Origin of the sequence: Streptomyces sp. NPDC006235 (genome assembly GCF_040613735.1) — a bacterium.
Lineage (GTDB): Bacteria > Actinomycetota > Actinomycetes > Streptomycetales > Streptomycetaceae > Streptomyces.
On sequence record NZ_JBEXSR010000010.1, the window covers coordinates 156,747 to 174,954 of the forward strand.

General features: G+C 72.1%; 16 protein-coding genes. 5 read left to right on the forward strand and 11 right to left on the reverse strand.

What is annotated here, in order from left to right; genetic code table 11:
* Nucleotides 1–15: 15 nt before the first annotated feature.
* From ABZ192_RS15310 to ABZ192_RS15325, 4 genes are read right to left on the reverse strand one after another with little or no spacing between them, the layout of a single operon-like run.
* On the reverse strand, nt 16–846 hold the full coding sequence (locus ABZ192_RS15310) for a PP2C family protein-serine/threonine phosphatase (RefSeq protein ID WP_356924983.1): 831 nt from the start codon (nt 844–846) through the stop codon (nt 16–18).
* A 56-nt stretch (nt 847–902) separates the two neighbouring features.
* Nucleotides 903–1,733 carry a DUF817 domain-containing protein gene (locus tag ABZ192_RS15315; RefSeq protein ID WP_356924984.1) on the reverse strand — a complete coding sequence of 277 codons (831 nt, stop codon included), beginning with the start codon at nt 1,731–1,733 and terminating at the stop codon, nt 903–905.
* Between the two features lie 27 nt (nt 1,734–1,760).
* Nucleotides 1,761–2,396, reverse strand: a complete 636-nt coding sequence (locus ABZ192_RS15320; RefSeq protein WP_356924985.1) for a hypothetical protein — start codon at nt 2,394–2,396, stop codon at nt 1,761–1,763.
* Nucleotides 2,397–2,415: 19 nt separating this feature from the next.
* Nucleotides 2,416–3,414, reverse strand: a complete 999-nt coding sequence (locus tag ABZ192_RS15325) for an inorganic phosphate transporter (RefSeq protein WP_356924986.1) — start codon at nt 3,412–3,414, stop codon at nt 2,416–2,418.
* Between the two features lie 148 nt (nt 3,415–3,562).
* Between ABZ192_RS15325 and ABZ192_RS15330 the strand changes: the two genes are divergently transcribed.
* The 4 genes from ABZ192_RS15330 to ABZ192_RS15345 all read left to right on the forward strand — a co-directional run bounded on the left by ABZ192_RS15330 (nt 3,563) and on the right by ABZ192_RS15345 (nt 7,660).
* Nucleotides 3,563–4,165 carry a DUF998 domain-containing protein gene (locus ABZ192_RS15330; protein ID WP_356924987.1) on the forward strand — a complete coding sequence of 201 codons (603 nt, stop codon included), beginning with the start codon at nt 3,563–3,565 and terminating at the stop codon, nt 4,163–4,165.
* A gap of 1 nt (nt 4,166) precedes the next feature.
* Nucleotides 4,167–4,739 carry an AAA family ATPase gene (locus tag ABZ192_RS15335; protein ID WP_356924988.1) on the forward strand — a complete coding sequence of 191 codons (573 nt, stop codon included), beginning with the start codon at nt 4,167–4,169 and terminating at the stop codon, nt 4,737–4,739.
* Between the two features lie 98 nt (nt 4,740–4,837).
* Complete coding sequence (locus tag ABZ192_RS15340) at nt 4,838–7,093, forward strand: helix-turn-helix domain-containing protein (RefSeq protein WP_356924989.1); 2,256 nt, start codon at nt 4,838–4,840, stop codon at nt 7,091–7,093.
* A 12-nt stretch (nt 7,094–7,105) separates the two neighbouring features.
* Nucleotides 7,106–7,660, forward strand: a complete 555-nt coding sequence (locus tag ABZ192_RS15345; protein WP_356924990.1) for an XRE family transcriptional regulator — start codon at nt 7,106–7,108, stop codon at nt 7,658–7,660.
* Here ABZ192_RS15345 and ABZ192_RS15350 read toward each other — a convergent pair.
* On the reverse strand, nt 7,626–8,615 hold the full coding sequence (locus ABZ192_RS15350; protein ID WP_356924991.1) for a phosphotransferase: 990 nt from the start codon (nt 8,613–8,615) through the stop codon (nt 7,626–7,628). The two genes, ABZ192_RS15345 and ABZ192_RS15350, sit on opposite strands and share 35 nt — an antisense overlap.
* Nucleotides 8,616–8,800: 185 nt before the next feature.
* Here ABZ192_RS15350 and ABZ192_RS15355 point away from each other — a divergent pair, with 185 nt between their 5' ends.
* Nucleotides 8,801–9,166 (forward strand): hypothetical protein, encoded by a 366-nt coding sequence (locus ABZ192_RS15355; RefSeq protein ID WP_356924992.1) that lies wholly within the window; start codon nt 8,801–8,803, stop codon nt 9,164–9,166.
* Nucleotides 9,167–9,243: 77 nt separating this feature from the next.
* On the opposite strand, the gene ABZ192_RS15360 is transcribed toward ABZ192_RS15355, so the two are convergent.
* The 6 genes from ABZ192_RS15360 to dnaK all read right to left on the reverse strand — a co-directional run bounded on the left by ABZ192_RS15360 (nt 9,244) and on the right by dnaK (nt 18,177).
* Entirely contained in the window at nt 9,244–12,195 is a 2,952-nt protein-coding gene (locus ABZ192_RS15360) for a hypothetical protein (protein WP_356924993.1), read from the reverse strand.
* 2 nt (nt 12,196–12,197) lie between these two features.
* Nucleotides 12,198–14,054: an HSP90 family protein gene (locus ABZ192_RS15365; RefSeq protein WP_356924994.1), complete on the reverse strand. Its 1,857-nt coding sequence runs from the start codon at nt 14,052–14,054 to the stop codon at nt 12,198–12,200.
* 51 nt (nt 14,055–14,105) lie between these two features.
* Nucleotides 14,106–15,092, reverse strand: coding sequence for a hypothetical protein (locus tag ABZ192_RS15370; protein WP_356924995.1), 987 nt, complete (start codon nt 15,090–15,092; stop codon nt 14,106–14,108).
* 164 nt (nt 15,093–15,256) lie between these two features.
* On the reverse strand, nt 15,257–15,649 hold the full coding sequence (locus tag ABZ192_RS15375) for a DUF2267 domain-containing protein (RefSeq protein ID WP_356924996.1): 393 nt from the start codon (nt 15,647–15,649) through the stop codon (nt 15,257–15,259).
* A 120-nt stretch (nt 15,650–15,769) separates the two neighbouring features.
* Nucleotides 15,770–16,306, reverse strand: coding sequence for a nucleotide exchange factor GrpE (grpE, locus tag ABZ192_RS15380; protein ID WP_356924997.1), 537 nt, complete (start codon nt 16,304–16,306; stop codon nt 15,770–15,772).
* Nucleotides 16,307–16,308: 2 nt separating this feature from the next.
* Nucleotides 16,309–18,177 (reverse strand): molecular chaperone DnaK, encoded by a 1,869-nt coding sequence (gene dnaK / locus ABZ192_RS15385; protein WP_356924998.1) that lies wholly within the window; start codon nt 18,175–18,177, stop codon nt 16,309–16,311.
* Nucleotides 18,178–18,208: the final 31 nt, after the last annotated feature.

Consider the following 18,208-nt stretch of genomic DNA (forward strand, 5'->3'; position numbering starts at 1 on the left):
GGGGGCCCTGCGGCCCTATGGCTGAGCCTCCGGTCCGTCGAGGCCGACGACCAGCACGGCGGCGTCGTCGTCATGCCCCACCCGCTCGGCGCCCTTGATCAGGGCCGCCGCGAGCGCGTCCACGTCCGTGCCCGCCACCGCCGCGATGCCCGCGAGCCGCATCACCTGGTCCAGGCCCTCCTCGAGCGGCAGGGAGGGCCCTTCCACGACACCGTCCGTGAGCAGCACGAACACGCCCCCCGTGGTCAGCTCGTACCGGGTCACCGGATACGACATCCCCGCCAGGATGCCCAGCGGTGGCCCGCCCTCGTCCTCGGTGGCGCCGGACTTCCCGTCGGCGGTGGCCCAGACGCAGGGCAGGTGCCCGGCCCGCGCGCTCTCCAGCACGCCGGCACACGGGTCGAGCCGCATGAACGTGCAGGTGGCGAACAGGTCGGAGCCCAGTGACAGCAGCAGTTCGTTGGTCCGGGCCAGGACTTCGCCCGGCTCGCTGGTGACGGAGGCCAGGGCCCGCAGCCCGGCGCGCACCTGCCCCATGAAGGCGGCGGCTTCGATGTTGTGGCCCTGGACATCACCGATGGACAGACCGATCCGGCCGTCGCCCAGGGTGAAGGCGTCGTACCAGTCGCCGCCCACGTTGAGCCCGTGGCAGGCGGGCGCGTACCGCACGGCGAGATGCAGCCGGCGGGCGACGGGCAGGTCGCGCGGGAGCATGCCGCGCTGCAGTGCGACGGCCAGTTCGACCCGCGACCGCTGCATCTCGGCCTGCGCACGCGCCTGAGCCGTCAGCGCCCCGAGCCTGGTCAGCAAGTCGTCGCCGTCGTCCGTCGTGCCGGTGCGGGCCATTGATCACTCCGGCGAGGATGGTCACGGTCGGTGACGACCCTCGAAAGGTAAATCACCTAATTTGTGTCCATAGGATGATACGTGGCCGGAGTCCCGTCGACGACTCGCGCTCCCCGCGCCCGCCCGACCGCCGCCAGGACGAAGGTGACGCTGATCAGCAACGCCCAGGCGCCGAACTTCTCCACCCCCACCGGCTCCCAGCCGTGTTCCTGGTACGGATAGCGCCAGGCACCGACGAGGGTGGCGAGGTTCTCCGCCACCCACAGGAAGAACCCGATCAGGGCGAACGACAGCGCCAGCGGCATCCGCCGGCGCACACCCCGCACCGTGAAACACACCGACGTCTCCGCGGTGACGGCCAGCAGCAGCCCCGCCAGTACCCAGCGGACGTCGGGCAGCCAGTGATGGCTGAAGAAGTTGACGTAGATGGCGGCGGCCACCACCGCCGTCGCCCGCGGGCGGTAACGCACCAGCCCGAGATCGAACAGCTGCCAGGCCCGGCACACATAGCTGCCCACAGCCGCGTACAGAAACCCGCCGTACAGCGGGACGCCGGCGAACTTCAGCACGCCCGGCTCCGGATAACTCCACGAACCGAGTGACACCTTCACCAGCTCGAAGGCCAGGCCGATGACATGGCAGACCGTGATGACGGCGACGTCCCGCCCGTTCTCCCAGCCACGCAGCCAGAACACCAGCGTGAGCAGCACGCCGTAGACCACCAGCAGGTCGTAGCGCGCGATGGGAAGGTCGGGCAGCAGCGCGGACACGGCCACGCCGGACAGCAGCGCGATGGCGAACGCGCACGCCCGGGTCTGCGTCCAGGCGAAGTCGAGCAACTGCCGGACCGGCGCGGCCCAGGGGTCGGTGAAGCGTGGAAGGATCATGGTGCCCTGTAGGACGGGCCCGCGCGCCTACCGGTTGCAGCGACCCTCGCGACCCTCCCCGGCCGGCACCCGCCCGCCCCGCGCCACCCCGTCCCCGGCCGTGCGATCCCGGGCTTCCGCCACGGCCCTGCGCAGCAGCCGGGCAAGGCGCTGATCCGCGTCAGGCGCGGCGCACAGCACGCGCAGTGCGTGTTCCAGGTACCGCCGCCCCGGGCCACGCCACCACAACAGATCGGCGGCACGACCCGGCAGGCCGCCTGCGGGGGTGTGAGTCAGCTTCTCGCTCCGTCGGCGGCAGGCACGGCCGTGCCGGGCCAGACGCCAGGAGGCGGGGCGCAGTACGCGCGCCGCGTCCACGACCGAGCCGACGAGCAGCGACGTGTACGCCCTGTCCAGGGGCCGGGCGTCGGCGAACTCGGCGGCCAGCGGCCACAGGGCGTGCCGGGTGGCGTCACCGACGCTGTCGTTGACCACGCGGGCCAGAGCCGCGAGCGCCGGATGCGTACCGGCGGGGCTGTCGGTGAAATCGCCCCCGGCCAGCAAGGCGGCGCTCTCCATCAGACAGGCACCGTCGCCGGGATCCAGATGCGCGAAACGCCCGGGCGCCGGAAGTCCGTCCGGCGGTACGTCAGGGGACTGCCGGGACGGCGGAAAGGCGGTCATATGGGCCTCCGGGCGGGCATCACAGACCGGTGACGGCGTGCAGGAGGAGGTAGAGCGCGGCGGCGGGAATCCCGGCGCCGAAGAACGTGAGCACCCAGGCCGTGACGATGGAGCGGGCCACCTGCCAGCGTACGTCCGAGGCACGCCGGGTGGCACCGGCACCCAGAATGGCCGCGGTGATCGTCTGCGTGGTGGAGATCGGCGCCTTCACCAGGAACGCGGTGATGTAGAGGACGGTCGCGGCGGCGGTCTCGGCGGCGAACCCGCGCGGCGGGTCGAGGTGCACGATGCGCCGGCCGAGCGTGGTGATGATGCGACGCCCGCCGCTGTAGGTGCCGGCGGCCATGGCGGCCGCGACGGCGGCGATCACCCACACCGGAACCGAGAAGTCGTCCTGCCAGCCCGCCGTGACCAGCGCCAGCACGATGACCCCCATGGTCTTCTGCGCGTCCTGCAAGCCGTGCCCCAGTCCCATCGCGGCGGCGGAGACGGTCTGTGCCATACGGAACCGGCGCGTGGTCCGACGGGGCATCGAACGACGGAACAGCCACAGGATGGCCACGTGCAGGGAGTAGCCGAGAGCCACACCGACCAGCGGGGAGAACAGCATCGGCAGGACGACCTTCTCCACGATCCCGGACCAGTGCACGGTGGCGGCCGCGGCGAGCGCGGCACCGACCAGCCCGCCGATCAGCGCGTGCGAGGACGAGGTCGGCAGCCCCCGCCACCAGGTGAACACGTTCCAGCCGATGGCCCCGAGGAGCGCGCACAGGACCAGCAGCAGACCCGATTCGCCCTCGGGCGCGCCGATGATCCCGCTGCCGACGGTCTGGGCCACCTCGGTCCCCAGGAAGGCGCCGATGAAGTTCATCACCGCGGCCATGGCCAGCGCCACGCGCGGCGTCAGGGCCCTGGTGGAGATGGAGGTGGCGATCGCGTTCGCGGCGTCGTGGAAGCCGTTGGTGAAGTCGAAGGTCAGCCCCACGATGATGATCAGCACCACCAGGGTGAGCTCCATGACCGATCACCTTTCCGCGGGCAGAGCACGGACCGCCACGGGCGCCGTCGGCGCACGGGTCCATCGTGCCGCGAAACCTCCGGACGGACCCGCCCGGAGCGGCGGTAGTGGTACGGGGAGGGAAGGTGATCCGTTTTACGGTGGCCTGGTGCGATCTGTTCCGAAATGGGTTCTGCTGTCGTCGGCGTGCGCCCCCGCCGTGCTGATCATCGGCTGGATGGTGGCGGCGGCACTCCAAGGACCGTCCTACGACCCGGCCGCTCAGACCATCAGCGTCCTGGCGGCCCCGGGAGGCTCCGGCTACTGGGTGATGACAGGTGCGTTCATCGCCCTGGGCGTCTGCCACCTGCTCACCGCCTGGGGACTGCGCCCGGCCGCGACCCCCGGTCGGCTGGCCCTGGCGGCCGGGGGAGTGTCCGCCCTGGCGGTGGCCATGGTCCCGGCGCCGAGCAGCGGCGGCTCCCTGGGCCACGGCTCGGTCGCCGTCGTCGGCTTCGCCGTCCTGGCGGCATGGCCCGTCCTGGCCGTCCGGACCGGCGACGGCGTCCCATGGGCCCTACGGCCCTTACCGTCCCTCGGAGCCACCGCGGTGATGGCGGTGGGCGCGGCATGGTTCCTGGTCGAGACCCAACTCCACGGCGTCGCCGGTGTCGCCGAACGCGCGGTCACGACCCTCCAGTCCGTCTGGCCGTTCGTGGTGGCCCTCTCCTGCCTGCGCCACTGCGCACGCGGGGCCGTCGACCGTCGGTAGGGTGACCGGCGTGAAGGTGGGCAGCGAGGAAACCCGGCTGATCGTCCTGCGCGGCAACAGCGCCTCCGGCAAGTCGTCCGTCGCGTCCGGTCTGCGCGAGAAGTTCGGCCGCGGACTGGCCTTGGTCGCCCAGGACAACCTCCGCCGCACCGTGTTGCACGAACGCGACCTGCCCGGGGCCGCGAACATCGGCCTGATCGACACCGTGGCCCGCTACGCCCTGGACGCCGGGTTCCATGTCGTCGTCGAAGGCATCCTCTCCGCCGACCGGTACGGCGACATGCTCGGCCGGCTGAGCGCCGACCACCGCGGCCCGACCCGCCACTACTACCTGGACGTACCGTTCGACGAGACCCTTGCCCGGCACGCCACCAAGCCCATCGCCGACGAGGTGGACCGGACCCGGCTGCGCGACTGGTACCGGCCGCTGGATCTGCTGCCGGGCGGAGTCGAGACGGTCATCGGCGCCGACAGCTCCCTCGAGGCCACCGTCGAGCGCGTCCTGCGCGACACCGGCCTGTGCCGTCCGGCGCGGCAGCACACCCTCCCCGATCGGTTCGCGGCCGGGACGTGACGCCGTCGCGAGACGACCGGCCACAGGAACGCCGAACGTACGCGCTTGGTACGGGGAACCGACGCTCCACGCTAGGGTGGCGGAGCAGGAGGTACCCGATGTCGGAGCTGTTCGACGCGGTCGACGCGCTGGTCGCGTCCCGCTCCCCGCTGCCGCCCCCGGCGGAACGCAAGCGGCTGCGCCAGGCCCACGGTCTGACGCTGGACGAGGTGGCCGCCGCGCTGCAGGTGCGGCGTGCGACGGTCAGCGGCTGGGAGGCCGGCAAGACCGAACCGCGCCCGCCGGAGCGCGACGCCTACGCCCGCATGCTGAAGCAGCTCGCCCAGCTCTACCCCGCCCCCGACGCCGCGGCACCCCCGAAGGACACGTCCGTTCCGCAGACGCCGGCCGCCCCCGCCGCACCGGCGCCGTCCGCAGCCGAATCACCCACCGAACCACCGCCGGCCCGCGCAGGATCCGCAGGCCCGGCCCCGGAGGATCCCCCCGGGAACGCCGCACCACGCCCCGCCCGCCCGGCCACCGTGCCGCGTCCGGCGGCCACCACGACCAGGCCGTCGCCGACGTCGCGCCGCCCCGGCACCAAGAAGGCGGCCCCGGCGCACACCCCTGCGGCGGACGCCGACCCGCGGTTCGCCAACGGCCCGCTGCTCGTCATCGACGTGGACGACGGCTCCCGGGTGACCGGGTACGGCATCGGCGGCCTCGTCCTCGACGTCCCCGCCAAATCGCTTCCCGCGCTGGTGGAGTGGGCGCTGAAGGAGGCTCAGCTCGGAGCGGCGAGGCTGCACGGCTCCGGCAGGGACGCCGACCCGCTGCTCGTGCTCACCGAGCGCGCCTGCGAGCGGTACGGGCTCCCCGTGGCGCTGTCGGACGCCGAACGGCTCACCGGACGCCTCCCGGACGGCCACAAGGTCCTCAAGCAACTCGACCGAGCCGACTGGCAGTTGACCAAGCGAGGGTTCGGGCCGTGGGCGCGGGTCTACCGCCCTGCCCAGGGCCGCCGGCGCCAGTGCGTGCAACTGTGCATCCCGTCATGGGGCGCGCTCGACGCCCGCACCTGGGGCCACGCCGCACAGCTCGACCCGGCGGAACTCGCCCGTGTGCTCGGCACCTACGCGACCCGCGTGATGACACCGTGCGGCTCGACCGCCGTCACCGGCCTGGAACTGATGACCGCCCTCAACCCGCCGACCCGGGCGAGCGAGGCGGACGAGACCGGGAAGCGCCACAAGGAGCACCGGCCCGGTTCGCTGGGCGACCACCCGGTGGACTGCGCCCCGTGCGAGGCCCCGGACGGGCATCCGCTGCTCGCCGGCCTGCCCCGCTTCCACCAGCGGGGCCCGGACGAGATGCTGTTCGAGGAGGCGTACGACTGGGCGCGTGAGCTCACCGACGGCGAATGCATGCAGCGGTACCTGGTCGGCATCGACGTCAACCTCGCCTTCGGCGCTGCGGCCAACGGTGCCGTCGTCGGCCTGGCGACGCCGCCCGTGCACCTCACCGACCCCGTCTTCGACCCGTCGCTGCCCGGGTCATGGCTGGTCGACCTCTCCCACGTCGACCTCTCCCGCGTCCAGGTCGGCAAGCAGTGGCGCCGGCTCGAGAGCGCGTTGCTGCCCGGCCCGTTCACGCCGACCGGCGAGCGCCCGCAGGGCCCCGCCTGGTACGCGACGCCTACGGTGGCGTACGCGGTGGAGCTCGGCTACGACGTCGCCCCGACCGAGGCCTGGGTACGGGAGGACAAGGGCAGGTTCCTGGACGGCTGGTACAAACGGCTGCGTGACGCGTACGTCGACACCATGGCGGACCTGGGCGTGGACGAGAAGCTGCGCACCCAGGAGTTCCTGGAGGCCATGGACGGCTGCAAGCAGCGCGATCCGGAGATGGCGATCGTCCTGGACGCGGTCAAGTCCACGGTGAAGGGCGGCATCGGCAAGCTGCGCGAACGGGCGCGTGGCGGCGGCTGGAAGCCCGGGCAGCCCTGGCCGGCGCTCTCCCGCCCGACGTGGCGGCCCGACATCCGCGCCGCCGTCATCTCCCGGGCCAGGATCAACATGCACCGCAAGATGCTCAACCTGGCGGCGGCGACCGGCCGGTATCCGGTGGCGGTCCTGTCGGACTGCGCCGTCTACGCCGCCGACGGTCCCGGCCCGCTCCACGTCCTGCCCTACGACGCCGACGACAAGACGGTGCCGGGCAGCTTCCGGCTCGGCGTGTCACCGGGAATGGTCAAGCACGAGGGCACCCAGACCACCCTGTGGGCCGAAGCGGTGCGGGAGCAGTACGGCCAGGTCCTCAACCTCGCCCGCTACATCAAGACCGGTGAGGTCACAGCCAAGGACGACGGAGAGTAGGGGAGCGGGCTCATGGACACGGTCGGGGACGGCCTCGACGCCGCGCTGCGGAAGGCGTTCACGCGCCCGATCCCCAAGAGCGCGGGCGCGCAGATGCGCTACCTGGTCAGACAGCTCAAGGGCACCAGGCCGGTGGCCGGGCTGCTCGGCATCACCCAGCGCACCGTCGAACGGTATGTGAAGGACCAGATCAAAAAGCCCCGTGCCGACCTCGCGACGCGCCTGGAACGCGAGGTCACAGCGCGCTGGCAGCCCCAGATCCGGGCCAGGGCCAAACAGACGGCGGCCACCACCGGCGGCATCGTCATCGACACCCGCGCCCGGTTCGGCTACACGGCCGCCCCCGGCTCCACCGACGACGCCCGGCTGCGCCACCTCACCGTCGCCCTGCCCCCGCAGTACGCCGCCCGCCTCTTCGAGACGAAGGAAACCGGCGGCACGGAACAGCAACTGCGCGACATCGCGGCCGAGGCACTGGGAGAGGTGTACTTCCGCGACAACGGCCGCCGCGCCCACGGCCTCGAAGTCGAGTTCACCGACGTGGAGCACCTCGAGTTCGACCTCTGACAAAGTGTCGGCCGATGTCGACCGCGAGTCGCCGGTGGGCGCCGGCCATGCCCGTCAGATCGTCGCGTAGCTCGCCCAGCCAATCTGGTTCCCCCTGGGCGGGTTCGCCCAGCGCGCGGGTGATGCGCACGAGAGAGGCCACGGCGTGCAGGCCGGCGAACAGCGGCAGGCGCCCCAAGTCCTCGTCGTCGAACGGGCGCACGCTGCGGTAGCCGTCGACGAAGGCGTCGAACCGCGCCCGGTGCACGGACGCGGGCCGGCCGGTGTGGTCGGTCAGGTCGCGCACGGCGTAGGCGATGTCGGCGGCGTACCAGGAGAGGGCGGCCTCGTCGAAGTCGTAGGCGACCGGCCCGCCGCCCTCTTCCCAGGCCATGTTGTCCAGCTCGAAGTCACCGTGCACCACACCCCACTGGTCCTGGCGACGCGGTAACTCGCTCATCATGTCGGTGAGCCGCGCCGTCGCCTCGACCAACTCGGCGTCGTCCGCGAACAGCGTGCCGACGGAGGAAAGTTCACCGAAGGCCTCGGGCAGCCCGGCGCCGAGCCCGGCGGCATCGCGATGCAGACGGGCCAGTGCCCGCCCCCACTGCCGTGCTTGTGATGCGGTGAGTTCGCTGACGTCGACGTCCGCGCCGGGCGCCGGTTCGACCACCATGGCGTGCACGGCACCGAGACCGGTCGCCACGGTCGTGGTCAGGGCCCCGGACTCGGCGGCGACCGGCCGCACCACCGCCGAACCGCCGTCGCTGAGCCGTGCCATCAGCTCGGCCACCACGGCCAGGGAGTTCGGGCCGCGGTAGGAGTCGGGCACGAACCGCAGATAACGCCGTCGGCCGTTCTCCGGGAGCACGAACACATGGGAGGCACTGGAGCGCCACCACTTGGCAGTGCCGGCCGCGTAACCCCACCGGGCGGCGACCTGGTCGGCGATCGGGCTGTCCCATGCTTCGGACACGGTGTGCTTCAGTCGATCGATCTCAGTCAAGGGCATCATCGCGAGTCTTTCGTTTCGCAGTTCGAGGTGTAACACGGCGCTGCTCGCGTGGCGCAGTAAGAGGCAGTAATGAGCCAGTCCGAGGCTGAATCCAACTGCCTGGGGCGACCCCTGTAAACCACCTACGCGCGAGATGGGAATTTCCTGTGAACAACACCGACCCGGTTGCCGGATACCAGGCTTACGACCAGCCTCAGCCCCAGCCCCCGGGGCATGGCCGCCCCGGGCGCGACCAGGCCACTTCGCGGCGCATAGCCCTTTCCGTCTGCACGATCGCCGACGTGGCTGCCGGTTTCCTGGGCCTGTGGATCGTGCTCTACCTGCTCGACGCGAACCAGGGGAATCCTTTTGTCGAGTTCGTCCACGGAATGGCGGACTGGCTGTCCGGATGGGCACAGGACATTTTCACGATGGACACAGAGGGGCTCCGCGTCGTCCTCAATTACGGCCTCCCGGCGGTCATCTATTTGCTGATCGGCCACGGAATCGCCGCCCGGCTCAACCGGGCCTGAAGGGGCGTCGCCGCGGAGCACGGTGAGGCGGCCCCCGGTGCCGAGGCGACAGCCCGCCCCGGCACCGGAGAGCCGTGTCACTCCTCGTCGCGCAGCCGGGCCGCCAAGGAGACCAGTGCCTCGGTCTCGTCCGTGTGGCCCAGGGGGGTGAGACGGGAGACCGCCGCGTCGAGGCGGGTGAGGGCAGGGGCGGGTCGCTCCAGGTAGAGGCCCTCCACGACGGCCGCGAGACGGACGCACTCGGCCCACTCCGCGGCGTGGTCCTGGTCCGCTCCCGGCTCGCCGAGCAGGGCGAGGGTCTTCTCCAGGGAGGTCAGCGCGTCCTCGTACTCACCGGTGTAGGCGTTGACCCGCCCGTGCTCGTAGGCCAGGGCGGTGTCCAGGGAACGGCCGCGGGCCTCGTACCCGGCGGCGCGGGCCTCCTCCGCGACGCGGCCGGCGTCGGCGAGGAAGGCGAGGGCCCCTGCCAGGCCGTCGGGGCCCTGCTGCTGGCCCTGGAGCCGGGCGAGTTCGCGCAGGCAGTTGCTGAGCTGCTCGTAGCGCGGCTCCAGGGCGTGGGCGGCGAGTGCCTGCTCCGCCGCTTCACGGGCCCGGCCGAACTCGCCGGACTCGCCGAGGAGTACGGCGGTCTCCGCGGCGATGACGGCGTGGCTCCCGGGGTCGTCGTCCCAGCCTGCCGACTCGGCCGCAAGGGCGAGGAACTCCGCTGTGGCGGCCTTGAGATCGTCTCCCGCGTGCAGCGCGCGGGCGCGGGTCAGCCGCAGCTGAGCGACGAGCCGGTCGTCCAGTTCTCCGGTGGTGACGTCCGGTTCGGCCAGCAGGGAGTCGAGCAGGGCGATGCAGTCCTCGACGCGGCCCAGGTCGAGACTGAGCTGGGCCGCGTTGCTGTACGTGCAGAACGCCTCCGTCCGGCTGCCGCGGCGAAGTTCCATCTCCGCGGAGCGCGTCAGATGCCGCAGTGCCTCGTCGGGACGCCCCAGGTGCATGCAGGCCTCGGCCAGATCACCGTGGAGACGGCTGGTGTCGACCGTGTCCGCGGGCCACTCGGCGGCCAGTCGCAGTCCCTCGGACAGGTCCGTGTGCGCGGCCTGCGCGTCCCGGAGGCCGAGCTGGAGCCGGCCCCGCAGTCCGAGCGTGCGGGGCAGGTGCCAGGCGGGGCCGTGCGCCCTCAGACGGTCGAGAAGGGCGTCGATCTCGGTGACGGCGGCGGGCAGGTCACCGGAGATGGCGTGCGTACTGGCCCGCAGCAGCAGGGCGCCGGAGATCTGCCCGACGACGTCGTGCCGCGTGGCGAACGCGTGCAGCAGGTCCGCCTCGGCGAAGACCGGCGCGACATGCTCCTCGCTCCTCGACGCCTGCAGCCGCAGGCCGAGCGCGGTCGCCCGCAGCCGCAGCAGGCGGGCCTCCTGGTACGGGGCCAGGCCGGGCGTCTCCTCGTGCAGGCGCACCATGGACGCGTGGGCGGCGGTCAGCGCGGCGGCCGTCGCCTCGGCCCCGTCGTCGCCCCGCGCCGGGATCTCGGCAGAGGCGAGCAGGGCACTGCCCCGGGCGACCGCCGCGTGCCCCGGCAGCCCGGCGTCGTCGTACAGGCCCGCGGCCTCCTCGTAGAGGTCGGTGGCTTCGGCGAACTCGTCCTTTTCGCCGGCCCGGTTCGCCTCGTCGGCCAGCAGGTCCGCGCGCAACTGCACGAGTGGGCCCACGGCCGGGTCGTCGGGGTGGGTGTAGTCGCGGGCGGCGACGAGCGTACGCAGCCGCCCCCAGCAGGCGGGTGCGTCCGGGTGCCCCTGCTCCTCCGACTTCCTTGCGTGGAGGATGAGTTCGCGCAGCTCGCCGGGGACGGTGGCGGCCGCACGGCCGGCGGTCGCGGAGACCGGTGCGGCCACGGGGGCGGCGGCCGGGGCCACGTCGTCGAGGCTGCGGGTGCGCAGCGTCAGTTCCAGCGCGTCCAGGAGCGGGGCACGGTCGAGGCGGGCCCTGCGGCGGTCGGCGTGAGCCGTGGTCCCGTTGCGGGCGTCGAAGCGGGCGGCGAGGTCGTCGGCGCGGCCGCGCACCTCGGCACGCAGGCCGGCCACCGTCCAGGTGCGGCCCGCGTATCCGGGGGCGGCCAGTTCACCGTGGCCGAGGTGCTCGACACGCTGGAGGAGGACCTCCACGCCGGTGAGGAAGCCGAGCAGGTCCAGCGGCGAGTCGACCTCGTCGAACAGGTTCCGGTTCTCGGAGAGCAGTTCCAGGCCGCGGGCCTCGTTGCCGGTCAGCGCGCAGAACTCCAGGTGCCGGCCGACCTCCTGCGCCATCGAGGGGTTGCGGCGGCAGCCGCGGTAGCCGGCGAGGTGCAGTTCGCGGGCCCGGTCGGCGCGGCCGGTGCGCAGCAGCGGCAGCAGGGCGTAGGACACGGAGCGGGCCGGCTCCTCCTGGCAGGACTCCTTCCCGGTCAGGACGGGCTCCCAGGTGCGCAGCGCCCGCTCGTCGTCGCCCGCCGTCAGGTGGTACAGGGCGCGCTCGCAGGTCTCGCAGGCCTCGCAGTCGCTCAGCAGGGTGCGGGTGCGGGCCGCCCACAGCTCGTAGGCGGGGGTGGTGTCCTCGCCGACGTGGGCGGCGAGCTGGTACGCCTGTCCGTAGTAGGGCTGCAGGCCGAGGCCGGCCTTCTCGTACCGGTCGCGCATCTCGGTGAGCCACTGGCGCAGGCTGGACAGGGGTATCTCGGGCAGCTGGCGCAGGGCGTGGGCCACCCACTTGAACCGCCAGAACAGCATGTGGCGCAGGCGCTCGTCGAAGATGTCGGGCTGCTCGTCGAAGAGGGTGAGCAGGCGGGCGAAGACGACGGGCGACTTGCGGGGTTCGGCGCCGTAGGTGTACGCCTCCTGGAGTTCGAGGAGCGCGCGGACGAGCGGGAGGGGCTCCGCGAACTGCTCGGCGGCGTCGACGAGTTCCTCGGCGGTGACGGTGCGGGTGCGGCCGTAGGGGCGCCGGTCGTTCTCCTGGAGCGCCCGGTACAGCTCGTCGGTGGTCTGGGGTGCGGTCGTCGGCATCGTCAGCTGTCCTTGCGGAGGGCGTGGGCGAGGAGGTCGAGGAAGGAGCGGTTGATGAGGCTCGATTCGGCGGGCCTGAGCGGGCGCCGGGACAGCATCGCGGCCTGCCCGTAGAGGGCTTCGGCGCTGGTGCGGGCCAGCTCGGGTTCCTCGATGGTGACGGCGGTGCGGACCAGCGGGTTGAGCTGGTTGAGGATCAGCTGGGCCCGGGGTGCCTCCTGGCGCAGGGCGCCGAGGATGTCGCCCCACAGGCCGCCCTCCTGCTCGCGGGCGAGCTGAGAGCGGGTGCGTTCGTGCCGGGCCTCGCGGCTGTCGACGAGGAGGGCAGGGGCGGAGGCGGGCTGGAAGGTGCGCAGCGCGACGTCGCAGTCGAAGACGGCGAGGGCGTCCCGGGCCTGGGCGAGGTAGGCCGCGGCGGCGAGTTCCGTCTCCCGGTCGACGGGGTCGAGGTGGGCGGTGAGGGTCGCCGGGTCGAGGTCGGCGACACTCGCCTCGGGCCTGATCTCGGGCAGGCGGTGGACCAGTTCACGGTCGTAGGTGTAGCCGCCGTTGACGACGCCGAGCCCGGCCGCCGAGGCGATCGCTGCGACCTGCCGGAACTCCTCCACGGTCGACGTCACGAGGACGGTGCGGTGGGTGCGCGCGAACTCGTCGAGGGTGGTGTGCCCGTCGGTGGTCTCGAACGGCAGCCAGGGCAGCAGCATCCGCAGGATCTCGTCGTCGTGCACGGCGAGCGACTTCACGGCCAGGTGATGGGCCTGGAGGAAGCGGCCCAGCAGGTCCGGGTCGCTGGCGGCGGCCCGGGCGATCCACGCGCGCAGCCGCTCGGCGAGGGCGTCACGGACGGCGGCGAGCGTGTCGTCCTCGTACAGGGACTCGCGGGACGCCGTCGGGCGCAGGCTCTCGGCGTCGACGACACAGCGGACGAAGAACGCCCAGTCGGGCAGGATCTCCTCGGCCTGCTCGGACAGCAGCATGCCCTTGACGTGCACCCGGTGGCCGTGGCGGCGCCCGGCCGGGACCGCCTCGGGCAGCACGCACGCGATGCCCTTCAGGCCCACGGCCGGCAGGTCCAGCTCGATGGTGTCCAGCGGCTTGAACCCCAAGACCTCCTCGCCGTACGCGGCGAGCGCGCGGGAACGGGCTCCCGGCGTGGGGTACGTACGCGTCCAGGGGGCGGGCTCGGGGTTGACGGGCACCCCCGGATCACCCGGCCCACCCGTGCCGTCGTCGAAGTTCACCGGGTGGCGCAGCAGGGAGCCGAAGTGCCGGGCCAGCGCGTGCACCTGCGCCGGCCGGGTCCACTCGCCCGCGTCGGCGCGAGGCGTCAGCGTGACGGTGGTGCCGGGCCGTGGGCGGGCCGAGGCGGGCAGGGTGCGGACGGTGTAGCTGCCGTCGCCGCGTCCCCGCCACTCCACGGCGGGCGCGTCGGGCGTGCGGGCGGAGCGGCTCAGGACGTGGATCTCGTCCGCGACGAGGAAGCAGGAGAGCAGGCCGATGCCGAACTGGCCGATGAAGTCCGCGCGTTGCTCGGCGACCTGCTCGGCGCGCTTGCTGCTGCGGCCGATCGTGGCGAGGAAGGTGTGGACGTCGGCCTCGGTGAGACCGACGCCGTCGTCCTCGACGCGTACCACGGAACCGTCGGCGTACAGGCGGATGCCGAGGGCGCCGGCGGACGCGGACGGTTCGAGGCCGTGCCGGGCCGTCAGCGCGTCCACCGCGTTCTGCATCAGTTCGCGCAGGTAGACGCGGGGGCTGGAGTAGAGGTGATGGGAGAGTAGGTCGACGAGGCCGCGCAGATCAACCTGGAAGGTGCGATCGCCGCCGGCCGGGTTCGTGGCGGTGTCGGGCAGAGTCATCGGGCAGTCCGGAGGGGAGGAAGGGCGAGTGGGAACGGGGCCGGTGCGCGCTCAGGCGCGGCTGTGGTGGCGGGCGAACTGCTTCTCGGGCTCCGCGAAATAGGTCCAGGGCCAGCTGGTGTAGGCGCCGTCGAGCGTCCGGAAGACGCGCCGGACCGTATGGCGCTCACCGGCCAGGGCCAGCGCCATGGCGAACATGTTGAAGTCGTGCTGCCAGCCCGGGCGATACACGTAGGCCGGGTGGAGGACGCTGTGGTCGGCGGCTTCCCGCAACTGCGCCTGGATCTCGGACGTCTGGAGGTAGTCCCCGCGCTCCGACTCGACCCACTCCTCGATGTACGCCATGGCGATCACGCAGCCGAGGCGGTGCCCCTGCGGGGCGCGGGCGAACGCCTCCTGGGCGAACGCCAGGGCCTGGCCCGGCTCACCGCCCCAGCGGGGCTGCAACTGCGACACCCACTCCAGGTGGGTCTCCAGGTCCAGCGGGTCACGGCGCAGGGCGGCGTCGAGCCGGGTCTCGTTGACGGCGCGGCCCAGCGACATGCCCCGGCCGGAGGTCAGGAGACGGCGCCACGGGGTGACCCACTCCGGCCGCAGCTCGGCGGCCTCCAGCAGCTGCTCCTCGGCGAGGTCGAGCCGCTCGTGGAAGACCCGCCACTGCTCCTGCGTGACGTTCACGGCACGCTCGGCCGTGCGCGCCTCCCAGCCCCAGATGATGTGACGCGCCCCGGATATCAGCAGGGCCGTCGCCCGGTGCTCCTTATCCTCCTCGACGGCCCGGCCGATCCAGTCCTGCACACCCTCCACGTCGGCCAGCTCGCCGAGGACCTGGTGGTCACGGCCGAGGTCGAAGGGCGCCAGTGCCGCCCTGACCGCCGCCCAGTCACCCGCGCCGGCCGCCTCCACCAGTGCGAGCACTCGCGCGTCGCCGAGCGCACGCAGCGTGTACATCCCGTTCTTCTGCCTGCGCGGGACGGGCAGGGCATGCGGATCCGCCACCGGTCTCTCCGCACCCCTGCCGAACAACTTGCCGAACATGCCGCGCCCTCCCCTGATGCCACGTGATCGTCCGGTGCAGCATATGCGGCCACACCGACACCGCTTCCACAGGGTTTTCACCGCTGTTTCACATGGCGGGACCAGGCCGACAGCAGGCCGGTCGGCGCAGGTCCCCTCGGGCCCACGCCGACCGGCCGGTCGTGTCAGCCGGCGAGGTCGGCCCTGCCGAACAGGCCGGCGTAGCCGGAGGGAAGCTGGCTGAGGATCTGGTTCAGCTCGCCGCCGCTGACCGCCTCGGCCAGGGTGGTCAGGACGGCGCTGGCGTCCCATTCGGCGGTGCGCGGCCGGGCGCCGATGCGCTCGGCGACCCTGCGGCAGAACTCCTCGATCCCGAAGCTCTCGGCCTGCTGCGGCTTGGCTTCCGCGAGTGTCTGTCCGAGCGGTCCGGGCAGCTGGGAGGCGAGGTCGTCCACCTCACCGGGGCTGATCCTCTGGGCCAGCACGCTCAACACGGCCTCGGTGACCTTCGCGGCCTCGTCCTGGCTGGCGTACTCGCCGAACTCGCGTACGCGGGCGAGGTACTCGTGGTGCTGCATCGTTCGTCACCTCCGCTTGCTGGAGCGTCGACGGCATCCTGTGCGATGCCCTCCTTCCCGGTACCCAGGTATGCGACGTACGACGACGTATGCGCCGGTCACCGCTGGTAACGCTGTACGTCAGCCGCGCGCGATGGGCGGCGCACCACCGGCAGGGGAGGGGCGTACGCCCCGGTCGTCCCCGTGGGCGCTCGCCGCCGGTGGAGCCGGCCCCGCGACCTCCACGTGGGCCGGCCGCAGCAGGTGGTCGCCCAGGCGGTAGCCGGGCCGGAGGACGGCCGAGCAGACGAGCCGGTCGCTGCCGGGGGAGGGGTGGTGCACCACGGCGTCATGACAGGCGGGATCGAATGGGTCACCCACCTCGCCGAACGACGTGACGCCCAGTGCGCCGAGCTGCTCCTCCAGGCTGCCGGCGATGTCCTCCAGACCCGGCGTGAGCGGCTCGTGCGCACACGCCCGGTCCACGGCGTCGAGCACGGGCAGCAGCGCCCGGAGCACGTTGGCCACCGCGATCTCACGTACGGCCAGGCGATCCCGCCGGACCCGCTTGCGGTAGTTGTCGTACTCGGCCTTCACCCGCTGAAGGTCGGCGGTCCGCTCCTCCACCAGGCGCCGCAGCTCCGCCAGCTCGGTGTACTGCGGCCCGCTCCCGGTCATCGTCAGCCAGCCTCCGGCTTGTCGTCGTCGACGATCTCCGCGTCCACCACGTCGTCCTCGGACGGGCCGCCGGCCGCACCGTCGCCCGCGGTCGCCCCGGCGGCACCCGCGGGCTGCTCGGCCCGCGACTTCTCGTACAGCGCCGTGCCGATCCGCTGCGCGGCCTGCGCCGTCCGGTCGATCGCCTGCCGGATCGCCGTGGTGTCCTCTCCCTTCAGCTTCTCCTTCAGGTCGGCCAGTGCCGTCTCCGTCTCGCTCCTCGCGTCCGCGGGGATCTTGTCCCCGTTGTCCGCGATGAGCTTCTCGGTCGAGTACACGAGCTGTTCGCCCTGGTTGCGGGTCTCCGCCGCCTCGCGCCGCCGCCGGTCCTCCTCGGCGTGCTGCTCGGCCTCGCGGACCATGCGGTCGATGTCGTCCTTGGGCAGGGCCGAGCCGCCGGTGACGGTCATCTTCTGTTCCTTGCCGGTGCCCATGTCCTTGGCGGAGACGTGCATGATGCCGTTGGCGTCGATGTCGAAGGCGACCTCGATCTGCGGCACACCGCGCGGCGCCGGAGCGATACCGGACAGCTCGAACATGCCGAGCTTCTTGTTGTACGCGGCGATCTCCCGCTCGCCCTGGTAGACCTGCACGGTCACCGACGGCTGGTTGTCCTCGGCCGTGGTGAAGATCTCCGAGCGCCGGGTCGGGATCGTCGTGTTGCGCTCGATCAGCTTGGTCATGATGCCGCCCTTGGTCTCGATGCCCAGGGACAGCGGCGTGACATCGAGCAGCAGCACGTCCTTGACGTCGCCGCGGAGGACACCCGCCTGCAGTGCGGCGCCCACGGCCACGACCTCGTCCGGGTTGACGCCCTTGTGCGGGTCCTTGCCCGTCAGCTCCCTCACCAGCTCGGTCACGGCCGGCATGCGCGTCGAACCGCCCACCATGACCACGTGGTCGATGTCCGACACCTTGATCCCGGCGTCCTTGATCGCGTTGTGGAACGGGCCCTTGCACCGCTCCAGAAGATCCGCCGTCAGCTGCTCGAACTGAGCGCGGGTCAGCTTCTCGTCCAGGTGCAGCGGCCCCTCCGCGGACGCCGTGATGTAGGGCAGGTTGATCGTGGTCTCCGACGAACTGGACAGCTCGATCTTCGCCTTCTCGGCGGCCTCCCGCAGCCGCTGCACGGCCATCCTGTCCTTCGCCAGATCGACGCCGTAGTGGTTCTTGAACTGCTTCACGAGGTGGTCGACGACGCGCTGGTCCCAGTCGTCACCGCCGAGGTGGGTGTCGCCGTTGGTGGCCTTCACCTCGATGACGCCCTCGCCCATCTCCAGCAGCGACACGTCGAAGGTGCCGCCGCCGAGGTCGAAGACGAGGACGGTCTGGTCGTTCTCCTTGTCCAGCCCGTACGCCAGCGCCGCCGCCGTCGGCTCGTTGATGATGCGCAGCACGTTCAGGCCCGCGATCTCCCCGGCCTCCTTGGTGGCCTGCCGCTGGGTGTCGTCGAAGTACGCGGGCACGGTGATCACCGCGTCGGTGACATCCTCGCCGAGGTAGGACTCCGCGTCCCGCTTCAGCTTCTGCAACACCCGCGCGGAGATCTCCTGCGCGGTGTACCGCTTGCCGTCGATGTCGCCGTGGCCGGGGAACCGCCAGGAGTGATCGCCCATGTACCGCTTGACCGAACGCGCGGTGCGGTCCACATTGGTCACGGCCTGGCGCTTGGCCACCTCGCCGACCAGCACCTCGCCGTTCTTGGCGAAGGCCACGACCGACGGGGTCGTGCGCGCGCCTTCCGTGTTGGTGATGACGGTGGGCTCGCCGCCTTCGAGGACCGAGACCACCGAGTTCGTCGTACCGAGGTCGATACCGACCGCCCGTGCCATCTGGTTTCTCCCTCCTCGCCCGTCACTGTCT